The sequence below is a fragment of the Salinispora vitiensis genome (genome assembly GCF_000378825.1).
GTDB classification, from domain to species: domain Bacteria; phylum Actinomycetota; class Actinomycetes; order Mycobacteriales; family Micromonosporaceae; genus Micromonospora; species Micromonospora vitiensis.
Map to the genome: position 1 here is coordinate 3,725,880 of NZ_KB900388.1, position 12,433 is coordinate 3,738,312.

Annotated in this window: 4 protein-coding genes and 3 rRNA genes; 3 read left to right on the forward strand and 4 right to left on the reverse strand. The window is 63.6% G+C overall.

Annotated elements, in window-relative coordinates; genetic code table 11:
* Position 1 precedes the first annotated feature (1 nt).
* Genes SALPAC2_RS0117670 through SALPAC2_RS0117680 form a run of 3 tightly spaced genes read right to left on the reverse strand, consistent with a single transcriptional unit; the run spans position 2 to position 3,785 of the window.
* The gene (locus tag SALPAC2_RS0117670) at positions 2 to 2,311 is read right to left on the reverse strand and encodes a xanthine dehydrogenase family protein molybdopterin-binding subunit (RefSeq protein WP_018217966.1); all 2,310 of its coding nucleotides are present in this window, start codon (positions 2,309 to 2,311) and stop codon (positions 2 to 4) included.
* Positions 2,308 to 3,306: an FAD binding domain-containing protein gene (locus SALPAC2_RS0117675; RefSeq protein WP_018217967.1), complete on the reverse strand. Its 999-nt coding sequence runs from the start codon at positions 3,304 to 3,306 to the stop codon at positions 2,308 to 2,310. Before SALPAC2_RS0117675 ends, SALPAC2_RS0117670 begins: the two co-directional genes overlap by 4 nt.
* Positions 3,306 to 3,785 (reverse strand): (2Fe-2S)-binding protein, encoded by a 480-nt coding sequence (locus tag SALPAC2_RS0117680; protein WP_018217968.1) that lies wholly within the window; start codon positions 3,783 to 3,785, stop codon positions 3,306 to 3,308. Before SALPAC2_RS0117680 ends, SALPAC2_RS0117675 begins: the two co-directional genes overlap by 1 nt.
* A gap of 803 nt (positions 3,786 to 4,588) precedes the next feature.
* Between SALPAC2_RS0117680 and SALPAC2_RS0117685 the strand changes: the two genes are divergently transcribed.
* The 3 genes from SALPAC2_RS0117685 (at position 4,589) to rrf (ending at position 9,827) form a co-directional block, all read left to right on the forward strand.
* Positions 4,589 to 6,104, forward strand: a 16S ribosomal RNA gene (locus SALPAC2_RS0117685).
* A gap of 415 nt (positions 6,105 to 6,519) precedes the next feature.
* Positions 6,520 to 9,626 (forward strand): 23S ribosomal RNA (locus SALPAC2_RS0117695).
* 84 nt (positions 9,627 to 9,710) lie between these two features.
* Positions 9,711 to 9,827, forward strand: a 5S ribosomal RNA gene (gene rrf, locus SALPAC2_RS0117700).
* The 16S, 23S and 5S rRNA genes sit together here, the layout of an rRNA operon.
* Before the next feature lie 687 nt (positions 9,828 to 10,514).
* On the opposite strand, the gene SALPAC2_RS0117705 is transcribed toward rrf, so the two are convergent.
* Entirely contained in the window at positions 10,515 to 12,371 is a 1,857-nt protein-coding gene (locus SALPAC2_RS0117705) for a VanW family protein (RefSeq protein WP_026184845.1), read from the reverse strand.
* Between the last annotated feature and the right edge of the window lie 62 nt (positions 12,372 to 12,433).

Sequence of the window (12,433 nt, forward strand, 5' to 3'; positions counted from 1 at the left end):
GCTACCGAGCAGGCTCCGTCATGAGGTCCTCGATGCGGACGGGCAGACTCCGGACCCGAACCCCGGTCGCGTGGTGGATGGCGTTGGTGATCGCCGCTGCCGCACCGACATGGACGACCTCGCCCAGGTTCTTGAGACCGAACGCGCTGAACAACGGGTCCGGCTCGTCAATGAAGTCGACGTCGAGTGTGGGCACATCGGCGTTCACCGGAACCAGGTAGTCGCACAGGTTGGTGTTGAGGAACCCGCCGAAGCGAGGGTCCACGGTGCTCTCCTCGCGGAGCGCGGTGCTGATGCCCCACACCAGGCCGCCCAGGGCCTGGCTGGTGGCGGTGCGCCGACTGATCACCCGCCCGCAGTCGATGACCGACAGCATCCGGGTGACCCGCGGTCGACGGATCCGCGGACCAACGCGGACCTCGACGAAGTGGGCGACGTAGGAGCAGGTGACGAAGTCGGGAAAGACCGGGCCCACCCTGGCGTTGTCGACGTCCGCCATCACCGCGCTCATCGGCGCCGTGGCGCTGTCGGGTGCTTCGGTCGGGCTTCGCCCTGGGGCGAAGTACTGCCCGGGGGCCACGACCGAGGGGAGGCCGGCGGCCCTGAGGAGCCCGGTTATCAGTGGCCCCGTGTTGTCTGGGCCGACCAGCCGTCCCTCCGCCAGCCGGCACTCGCTGACGTCGACGTTGGCGACGGGCTCGCCACGGGTGGCGGCGATCTGATGCAGCTGGGCGCGGATCCCGATGGCAGCTTCCCGGATGGCCGGCAGGGCGGAGGCGGTTCCCCACGAGGCACCGGTCTCGGGCTGGGGAGCGACCCGGGTGTCGCCAACGGTTACCCGGATGCTGCCGGGCGGCAGGCCGAGGGAGTCGGCCGCAGCCAGCGCGATCACGGTGCGGATGCCCTGGCCCATCTCGTGTCCACTGATCGTGACCTCCGCCGTGCCGTCGTCACACAGCCGTACGTGCGCGCCGGCGGCGGAGGCGAGGCCGGGATAGCAACCCGTCGCCACGCCCCAGCCGATGAGGCTGCCGTCGTCGGCGCGCATCGACCCGATCGCCGGGTCGCGTTCCGACCAGCCAAACCGTTCAGCGCCTCGATCGAGGCACTGCTTGAGCCGCCGCGAGGAGAACGGTTTGCCGGTCGCAGGATCGGTGGCGGTGTCGTGGCGCCGCCGTAGCTCGACCGGGTCGACGCCCACCCGCTCGGCGAGTTCGTCCAGAGCGCTCTCCAGCGCGAACATCGTCGCCATCTCCATCGGCGCCCGCATGTAGCCGGGCGTCTGGGTGTCGAGTCGCACCAGGGTGGTGGTGCCGCGGAAGTTCGGGATTCCGTACATACTTCCCGAAACCTGCGGCCCCCAGAATGGCATCAGGTCATGGCGTGATGTCTGCGCGAACGCCTCGTGCACCAGGGAGGTGATGGTGCCGTCGTCCCGCGCACCGAGCCGGATCCGGTGCCGGGTCGCGGCCCGAAAGTGCACGCTGTGGAAGACCGCGGACCGCGGGGTGACCAGCAACACCGGCCGGTCGACCCGCCGGGCGGCCAGGGCGGCCAGGGTGGTGCTGTACGCCTGGCCGGTGCGCTGGCCGAAGCCGCCACCGAGGGAGGGCGAGACGACCTGGACCAACTCCATCGGGAGTCCGATCTGCGTCGCCAGCGCGTGCCGGACACGTCCCGCCGCCTGAGTGCCCTCATGGATCAGGAGCGACCCCTCATGCCACTGGGCGAGGGTGGACAGCAGCTCCAGCCCGTTGTGGTGCTGCGCGGGGGAGTGGTAGGTGGCGTCAACGACAACTGGCGCCTGGTCGATTAGCCGGTCACCCTCGCCGATCTCCACCACGGGAAACGTGGGCACCGCCTCCGCCTGGTCGACCCGCTCGCCCCCCGGGTCGTCGAGCTCCACGGCGAACGGCTCGACGTCGTAGCGGGCGGTCACCAACGCCGCGGCTTCCGCTGCGGCCTCCAAGGTCTCCGCCACCACGATCGCGATTGGCTGACCGCGGTAGGCCACGACGTTGTCCCGCATCGGTTGGAAGCTTTCGCTCGCGCCCCCCAACCCGAAGGAAAAGTCGGACGGGTGCAGGCGATCCAGGTTTTCGTGCGTGAGTATCGCGAGCACCCCCCGCACCCGTTCCGCCTTGGCGGTGTCGAGCGTCGTGATTCGACCGCGCCCCACGGTCGCACTGACTGGGACCGCGTACGCCATCGCCGCGGCCGTGCGGTCGGCGCCGTAGATCGGTTCGCCGCGGACCTTCTCTGCGCCGTCGTGGCGGACATGGTCGGAGCCGATCCAGGCCATGGCGTTCATCCCATCCTCTGCTGGGCCGCCGCGACGGCCTCGAGTACGGTTTCCACAGCCAGCCGTACCCGGAAGTGGTTCTGCGGTGTGGTGCGAGCCGACCGGAACTCCGGCTCGAGCGCCGTACGGATGGCCGCGTCGTCCAGCTGGGTCCCGGTCAGCGCCTGTTCGGCCTCCCGTGCCCGCCATGGCACGGTGCCCAGGCTGCCGAGCGCGATCCGTATCTCGCTGGTGGTACCCGCTGCGTCGAGGTGGAGCCCGACGGCTGCCGACGCGAGGGCGAACGAGTACGAACTTCGGTCGCTCACCTTCTGGTAGCTGGATGACTGCGCCGCCGGTGTCATCGGCACCCGGACGGCCGTGATGAACTCGCCGGGCTCGAGGGTTGTCTCCCGGTTCGGTGTGTCGCCCGGCGGCACGAACAGGTCATGGATCGACATGGTGCGGGTGCCGTCGGGGCCGAGGACGGAGAGGCTTGCGTCGAACGCGGTCAGCGCCACCGCCAGGTCACCGGGGTAGAGGGCGATGCAGTGGTCGCTGGTACCGAGGACGGCGTGGTTGCGGTTGACGCCCTCCATCGCGGAGCACCCCGACCCGGGCTGACGTTTGTTGCACGAGAACTCGACCGATCGGAAGTAGCCGCAGCGGGTGCGTTGCAGCAGGTTGCCGCCGATTCTTGCCATGTTCCGTAGCTGTTGGGAGGCCGCGGCCAGGAGGGACTCCGCGAGCACCGGGCAGCTGGCAGCGAGCAGCGGGTGGTGGGCGGCGTCGTTCATCCGGGTCAGCGCGCCGATGACCAGTTCACCCTGCTCTTCACGGACAAAGTCGAGGTCCGGGACGCCGGTCAGGTCGATGAGCAGACCGGGGGCTTCGACGTCGAGCTTCATCAGGTCCACGAGGGTCGTGCCACCACTGAGGTAGTGGGGCTGGTCGCGGTGGGAGGTGGCGAACGTCGACACCGCCTCCGCCGCGGAGCGCGCCCGGGTGTAGGTGAAGGCTCGCATCAGGACCGCCCGTGACCGGCGGCGTGAACCTTGGCGACCGCTTGGACGATGCCCTGGTAGGCGCCGCAGCGGCAGAGATTCCCACTCATGAACTCGCGGATCTCGTCGGTGGACCCGGCGCATCCCGCGTCAACACAGGCAATCGCCGACATCAGCTGTCCCGGTGTGCAGTAGCCACACTGCAGCGCGTCGCAGTCGAGGAACGCCTGCTGCATCGGATGCAGCCCGCCCGGCGACTCCGTGAGCCCTTCGACGGTCCGTACCGCACCACCGTCGACCTGGGCGGCGAGGGTCAGACAGGCCACCACGGCCCGGTCGTCGACATGGACCGTGCAGGCGCCGCACTGCCCATGGTCACACCCCTTCTTCGTGCCGTAGAGGCCAAGGTGATCTCGCAGCGCGTCCAGCAGCGTCGTTCGGGCATCGAGCGTCCACTCCCGGTCCTGACCGTTCACGGTGAGTCTGGTCTGCACCGTCATGGACCCCATCCCCCTCCTGGTCTTTCGCATTCACCTCAGGTCGTCACCCAGAGACAGGTTAGTAGCGTTTCAAGCCATAAGTACTGTTTGCGCCGAAATGCCCGTACCACGCCGGAGTTAGCGCCTCTCGAGGCTCACGGCTGCAGGGCAGGTCGCCCCGGCTCACGGGTCTGTCCACCCACCCGGGAGGCGAGTGTGACGGGGGCCGCAGCCGCTCGATTTGACGTGCGAACCCGAATCCGCGTAACTTTCTCTCTGCCAGCGCGGAACGGGGCAAACAGGGCGAAAGTCCTGAGGCCCACTCCAAGCGGCACCGGCGACAAGAAGCTTCACTTTCGAGTCGCCGGGCGGGCGGTGCCCGCCGAGTCTGCCGAGAGGCCGATTTGGTGCGGCGAAACCGGCCGGGTAAGGTAACAGCCGGCAGGAACCGGGCGAGCCGACGGGAAACCGCGAGCGGCCGGTCTGCCAAATCCGAGGATCACACACACGGGTAACCCCGTGCGTGCTCAGCGGATGCTGAACCGTGCGAAGCGCGACAGACCGGGACAAGCGGTTTGACACGGCGGAGACGGTGAGGTAAAGTAGTAAAAGTGCCTGACGCGAGAGTGGCAGGCTGGAGCGGTTGCCTCCGGAGGGGCCCTGGTTTGGGGTTCTGATGGTGTGTGGTTGTTCTTTGAGAACTCAACAGGGTGTTTGGAAAGCCAGTGCCGTTTTGGTCTGGGTTGGCCTGCTGTTTGGTGGGTTGGCTTGGGCTTGAATTTGGCAGCAAATTGTTTTTTGTTGCTGGGATTTTCTTCAAGTTTTTGTTGGAGAGTTTGATCCTGGCTCAGGACGAACGCTGGCGGCGTGCTTAACACATGCAAGTCGAGCGGAAAGGCCCTTCGGGGTACTCGAGCGGCGAACGGGTGAGTAACACGTGAGTAACCTGCCCCAGGCTTTGGGATAACCCCGGGAAACCGGGGCTAATACCGGATATTACTGGCTGCCGCATGGTGGTTGGTGGAAAGATTTTTCGGCTTGGGATGGACTCGCGGCCTATCAGCTTGTTGGTGGGGTAATGGCCTACCAAGGCGGCGACGGGTAGCCGGCCTGAGAGGGCGACCGGCCACACTGGGACTGAGACACGGCCCAGACTCCTACGGGAGGCAGCAGTGGGGAATCTTGCACAATGGGCGGAAGCCTGATGCAGCGACGCCGCGTGAGGGATGACGGCCTTCGGGTTGTAAACCTCTTTCAGCAGGGACGAAGCGTTTGTGACGGTACCTGCAGAAGAAGCGCCGGCCAACTACGTGCCAGCAGCCGCGGTAAGACGTAGGGCGCGAGCGTTGTCCGGATTTATTGGGCGTAAAGAGCTCGTAGGCGGCTTGTCGCGTCGACTGTGAAAACCCGTGGCTCAACTGCGGGCTTGCAGTCGATACGGGCAGGCTAGAGTTCGGTAGGGGAGACTGGAATTCCTGGTGTAGCGGTGAAATGCGCAGATATCAGGAGGAACACCGGTGGCGAAGGCGGGTCTCTGGGCCGATACTGACGCTGAGGAGCGAAAGCGTGGGGAGCGAACAGGATTAGATACCCTGGTAGTCCACGCTGTAAACGTTGGGCGCTAGGTGTGGGGGGCCTCTCCGGTTCTCTGTGCCGCAGCTAACGCATTAAGCGCCCCGCCTGGGGAGTACGGCCGCAAGGCTAAAACTCAAAGGAATTGACGGGGGCCCGCACAAGCGGCGGAGCATGCGGATTAATTCGATGCAACGCGAAGAACCTTACCTGGGTTTGACATCGCCGGAAATCCTTCAGAGATGGGGGGTCCTTCGGGGCCGGTGACAGGTGGTGCATGGCTGTCGTCAGCTCGTGTCGTGAGATGTTGGGTTAAGTCCCGCAACGAGCGCAACCCTTGTTCGATGTTGCCAGCGCGTTATGGCGGGGACTCATCGAAGACTGCCGGGGTCAACTCGGAGGAAGGTGGGGATGACGTCAAGTCATCATGCCCCTTATGTCCAGGGCTTCACGCATGCTACAATGGCCGGTACAATGGGCTGCGATACCGTGAGGTGGAGCGAATCCCAAAAAGCCGGTCTCAGTTCGGATCGGGGTCTGCAACTCGACCCCGTGAAGTCGGAGTCGCTAGTAATCGCAGATCAGCAACGCTGCGGTGAATACGTTCCCGGGCCTTGTACACACCGCCCGTCACGTCACGAAAGTCGGCAACACCCGAAGCCGGTGGCCTAACCCTTGTGGGGGGAGCCGTCGAAGGTGGGGCTGGCGATTGGGACGAAGTCGTAACAAGGTAGCCGTACCGGAAGGTGCGGCTGGATCACCTCCTTTCTAAGGAGCGCCATCCGTCGAAGGGCGGTATGGAGCCTCGGTTGCCTGTGTTGGGTGATGGGGTGCTCATTGGTCGGAGACACTGGCTAGTCAGTTTTGGCAGCGGTTTGATGCTCTTGTACACGCTCTCTTCGGGGGGTGGTTGGAAGGGGTTGATGATGCGGCTGGGGTTGGCGTTGGACACCCTGTTGGGTCCTGAAGGAATGACCGTGTGGTTGTTTCTTGGGCCGTTGTTCCTGTGATGTTGCCGTTTGGTGGTGTTGCGGGGGTGGCGGTGTTGCCTGGCGTGGCTTGTCTCGTATACCGGATGCTGGTTTTGCCTCTTTTGGGGGTGGGGTTGGTGTTGCTGGTGCGGGGTGGTGGTTGCGGGTTGGTTGTTTGTTGAGAATTACACAGTGGACGCGAGCATCTTTGTGGTCAAGTTGTCAAGGGCGAACGGTGGATGCCTTGGCACCAGGAGCCGATGAAGGACGTGGGAGGCCGCGATAGGCCTGGGGGAGTTGTCAACCGAGCTGTGATCCCAGGATGTCCGAATGGGGAAACCCGGCATCAGTCATGTGATGTCACCTGCACCTGAACTCATAGGGTGTATGGGGGGAACGCGGGGAAGTGAAACATCTCAGTACCCGTAGGAAGAGAAAACAATTGTGATTCCGTGAGTAGTGGCGAGCGAAAGCGGATTGAGGCTAAACCGGCTGCGTGTGATACCTGTCAGGGGTTGCGTGGTTGGGGTTGTGGGACCCTGCGGCACGGGCTGACACTCGTGTGGGGAGTTATAAAGCTGGTGGTTAGTTGAACAGTCTGGAATGGCTGACCGTAGACGGTGAAAGTCCGGTAGGTGAAAACTGCCAGTCTCCTGTGGGTGTTCCCGAGTAGCGGCGGACTCCTGTAATCTGCCGTGAATCTGCCAGGACCATCTGGTAAGCCTAAATACTTCCTGGTGACCGATAGCGGATAGTACCGTGAGGGAATGGTGAAAAGTACCCCGGGAGGGGAGTGAAATAGTACCTGAAACCGTTCGCCTACAATCCGTCGGAGCCTTTAGGGGTGACGGCGTGCCTTTTGAAGAATGAGCCTGCGAGTTAGTGGCATGTGGCGAGGTTAACCCGGGTGGGGGAGCCGTAGCGAAAGCGAGTCTGAATAGGGCGTTAGAGTCGCGTGTCCTAGACCCGAAGCGGAGTGATCTAGCCATGGGCAGGCTGAAGCGTGGGTAAGACTGCGTGGAGGGCCGAACCCACCAACGTTGAAAAGTTGGGGGATGACCTGTGGTTAGGGGTGAAAGGCCAATCAAACTCCGTGATAGCTGGTTCTCCCCGAAATGCATTTAGGTGCAGCGTCGTGTGTTTCTTGCCGGAGGTAGAGCACTGGATGGTCTAGGGGGCCTACAAGCTTACCGAAATCAGCCAAACTCCGAATGCCGGTAAGTGAGAGCGCGGCAGTGAGACTGCGGGGGATAAGCTTCGTAGTCGAGAGGGAAACAGCCCAGATCACCAGCTAAGGCCCCTAAGCGTGTGCTAAGTGGAAAAGGATGTGGGGTCGCATAGACAACCAGGAGGTTGGCTTAGAAGCAGCCATCCTTGAAAGAGTGCGTAATAGCTCACTGGTCAAGTGGTTCCGCGCCGACAATGTAGCGGGGCTCAAGCACACCGCCGAAGCTGTGGCATTCACGCGTGTACTTCGCATGGCCTTTGGGTTGTGTGTAGGTGTGTGGATGGGTAGGGGAGCGTCGTGCCGGGGGTGAAGCAGCCGAGTGATCGAGTTGTGGACGCGGTGCGAGTGAGAATGCAGGCATGAGTAGCGAATGAAGGGTGAGAAACCCTTCCGCCGGATGACCAAGGGTTCCAGGGCCAGGTTAATCCGCCCTGGGTGAGTCGGGGCCTAAGGCGAGGCCGAGAGGCGTAGTCGATGGATAACGGGTTGATATTCCCGTACCCGCGAAGGAGCGTCCCTGATGAACCTCGTTGTGCTAACCATCCGAGCTTGGTGTGGTCTTCGGACTGTGCTGGGGGAGCGTGGGAACCTGGCGGGTAGTAGTCAAGCGATGGGGTGACGCAGGAAGGTAGCTGAGCCCGGCCGGTGGTTGTGCCGGGGTAAGCGTGTAGGCTGTGTCGTAGGTAAATCCGCGGCGCGTGTGGCTGAGACGTGATGCCGAGCCGATTCAGGTGAAGTCAGTGATCCTATGCTGTCGAGAAAAGCCTCTAGCGAGTTCCGAGCGGCCCGTACCCTAAACCGACACAGGTGGTCAGGTAGAGAATACCAAGGCGATCGGGTGAACTGTGGTTAAGGAACTCGGCAAATTGCCCCCGTAACTTTGGGAGAAGGGGGGCCGGAGACGTGAAGGCACGTGCTGCTGGAGCGTTGTATGGCCGCAGAGAGCAGGGGGAAGCGACTGTTTACTAAAAACACAGGTCCATGCGAAGAAGTAATTCGATGTATATGGACTGACGCCTGCCCGGTGCTGGAACGTTAAGGGGACCTGTTAGTCTTTCGGGGCGAAGCGGAGAACTTAAGCGCCAGTAAACGGCGGTGGTAACTATAACCATCCTAAGGTAGCGAAATTCCTTGTCGGGTAAGTTCCGACCTGCACGAATGGCGTAACGACTTCCCCACTGTCTCAACCACAGGCCCGGCGAAATTGCATTACGAGTAAAGATGCTCGTTACGCGCGGCAGGACGGAAAGACCCCGGGACCTTTACTATAGCTTGACATTGGTATCCGAATTAGCTTGTGTAGGATAGGTGGGAGCCGGTGAAGTGTGCACGCCAGTGCATGTGGAGGCAATCTTGAAATACCACTCTGGTTGGTTTGGGTATCTAACTTCGGACCGTTATCCGGTTCAGGGACAGTGTCTGGTGGGTAGTTTAACTGGGGCGGTTGCCTCCTAAAGGGTAACGGAGGCGCCCAAAGGTTCCCTCAGCCTGGTTGGCAATCAGGTGTTGAGTGTAAGTGCACAAGGGAGCTTGACTGTGAGACTGACGGGTCGAGCAGGGACGAAAGTCGGGACTAGTGATCCGGCACTGGCGAATGGAAGCGGTGTCGCTCAACGGATAAAAGGTACCCCGGGGATAACAGGCTGATCTTCCCCAAGAGTCCATATCGACGGGATGGTTTGGCACCTCGATGTCGGCTCGTCGCATCCTGGGGCTGTAGCAGGTCCCAAGGGTTGGGCTGTTCGCCCATTAAAGCGGTACGCGAGCTGGGTTTAGAACGTCGTGAGACAGTTCGGTCCCTATCCGCCGTGCGCGTAGGATACTTGAGAAGGGCTGTCCCTAGTACGAGAGGACCGGGACGGACGAACCTCTGGTGTGCCAGTTGTCCCGCCAGGGGCACGGCTGGTTAGCTACGTTCGGAAGGGATAACCGCTGAAAGCATCTAAGCGGGAAGCCTGCTTCAAGATGAGGTATCCCATCCACCTTTGGTGGGGTAAGGCCCCCAGCTAGACGACTGGGTTGATAGGCCGGAAATGTAAGCTCGGTAACGGGTTCAGTTGACCGGTACTAATAGGCCGAGGACTTGACTACTAAGTTGCTACGCGTCCACTGTGTAACTCTTGGCAAACAAACATTGCCTGTGGTGTTGGGTGTGTTTGATATGTCGATAAGTGTTACGGCGGTCATGGCGGAGGGGAAACGCCCGGTTACATTCCGAACCCGGAAGCTAAGCCCTCCAGCGCCGATGGTACTGCACTCGGGAGGGTGTGGGAGAGTAGGACACCGCCGGGCAAAACTTCAGTTGAGGGCCGACCCTACCCGGGTCGGCCCTTAACGCATTTCCCGCCCTTAACGCATTTCCCGCGGGGTTCACAGCACCCGGCAACAGCACCGAAATGCTTCGACCGGCCTGGCACCGGCAGCGGGCCGACCCTGCGGGCTCCGCCAGTGCCAACCGACCCGTTCCCATGGGGACGACACCGTCCTGGCGGCCGTCCGCCGACGCCTCCCTGGTTCCATGCGGGCTCCGCCGGATAGCCACCGGTCTCGGCGTTCGAGGGTGGCGCGCCTGCGGGTGGCGTTGTTGGTCGTGGCGGCGCTGATCTGAGCTGCGGGCGGGCTCACCCTCGCTGGGGTGCCGGTCGTCCGCTCGTCGAGCGTGGTCGGCCCGACCGCCCCCGGTTCTCTGCCTCACCGGCGTGGTCCGCCGGATCAGTTGCCGGGGCCGTGTCTTCGGTCGGTGGGCCGAAACGCACTGCAGGCTGCCGGGGACGACAGCAGCCGCGCCTCCTGGTGCCCGCCAGGCTCGGGCCAGGACATCAGCCACGGTGCGTCGGTGTCCTGCGGGGTGGTTTCGGTGCCCTGTGCGGTCGTTGTCGATGACGGGGCCGGCCTGCTCTCCAACCTTGGTGACCCAAGGAGAGGGCCCTGGCGGCGCAATGCCGACAGGGCCCGGTCAGTTCAGGTGGGTGCGGGGGCTCAGGAGGGTTCCGGGCCGCAGATGAAGCGGGGCTCCGCGGAGTAGCGCCAACTGAACTTCTCCCGCTTCGCCTCCTTGCCGTCCTTGTAGAACACTCGGTAGGCACTCTGGCTGAACCCGTCGCTGCCGTTGGCGGCGATGCAGTCCGGGCCGGGCTCCAGGTAGACAGTCTTCGGCTTGGTGATGTTGCTGCGGGGGCCGTACTCCGTCTTTACGTTGTCCCAGATCTTTGTGCTCCAGATCGAGACGGTGATCTTGTTGGACGTGTAGGAGGTGTCGATCAGGAGTCCGTACTCGGTGTTGTTGCGGAATTTGAAGTCGAGATCTGGGTAGAAGATCGTGGACTCAATGACCGCCGGATAGCGGCTGAAATAGTACGAGTGGGGCTTGTGTTCGACATCCTCCAGCCCCGCGTAGTAGGTGGCGTTGAAGAGCGTCGTGGTGAACTGCGAGACCCCGCCCCCGACCCCCGGCACGAGCTTGCCGTTAAGAATGACCGGAGCGTCCTGGTAGCCCTTTGCGTAGTTTCGTTCGCCGGTGTGCTTGTTCAAGGAGAACGTCTCGCCGGGCAGCACCAGCGTGTTGTCGACGTCCTTGGCGGCAGTGATGATGTTCTGGCTGCGGGGCGAGGAGAGCCCACCGGGGAACTGGGTGGTGAAGGTCGACACCTTCTCCTTGATGCCCAGGCCGGCCAACTTCTCCGTGGTGAGCTCCGGCTTCTTCGTTTCGAGCGTGCCGGTCACCCGGCGGTCGCCCGACTGCGGTAGGACCGCGAGCAGGGCCTCCCCGAGCTCGCCGGTGACGAGTTCCTTCCCGTCCTCGCTGTCGATGATCTTCGGTTTGCCGTCGGTCAGTGTCATCCGGGCGTTCTTCGGGGTCACCTCGACCTCGGCCAGGTCGTCGCCGAGTGCGGAGCGGAGTCGTTCGACGTCGACTTTCGCCGACAACGTGCCGGCCTCGTCGGCGGTGAACAGCAGGCTCTTCGCGATCGCCTCCGGCAGAATGCTCACCGAGCCCTCGTCCGTCGTCAGGGTTACCGGGGCCGCCACGGCTGGCTTCGCCAACTCGGTCACCAGCCGGTCCACCTCCTCGGCGGTGGTCACCGGATAGGTCTCGACCAGCGGAACGGTGACCGGATCGTCGCTCAACCAGCCCTCCCGCACCGCCTGCGCGGAGTGCTCCGGGTCGAGCTCCAGGCTGGGCTTCGGGTGGGTTGCCTTCGGGGTGAGGCCACTCCAGGTGATGCCGGGCATGGTCATCTCGCGGCCCTGGTCCCCCAAGACCTCCTCGAGGGCCGCGTCGAGCTTCTCCACGTCCACCGTCACCACCGGTGGCACGGCGCGGGAGCCGGCGAGGCGTTCGAAGACATGCGCCTCCACCCGCATGGCGGCTCGCACAGTGGCCTCCACGTCAACCTGGAGACCCACCTCGGCCGGCACCAGTTCCGCGGTGTGTTGGCCGACGACCACCGGCAGGGGGGCGGTCAGCCTGGCGGTCTGCTGCTCCACCGCCGCGTGCAGCCTCGCGACCGCGGCAGCCTGGCTCTGCCCGCCGAGATCCGTGCCGAGCACCGTCGTGCCACGGGCAATGTCACCGGCGTACGCGAAGGTGCCGATGCCGACTGTGGTGGCGAGCACCACAGTGGTGACCCCGGTGGCGAGCAGCAACCAGGCGCGGCGGCCCCGTCCCCCGCCGGGAGGAAAGGACCACTTCCCGCCAGTTAGAAAGGACCACTTCCCGCCCCGTTGCCGGTTGGCGGGTTCCGCCTCCTCCACGGGCCACTGCACCGCGGTTACCTGCACGGTGGGCCGGTCGTCGGCGGGCAGCTCTTTGTCGCCGTACAGGGTCACAGTCACCTCGACTAGGGGCGTCGCGCTCGGGCGGTTATCACACCCGGAAGGAAACTACGGTAACCAAC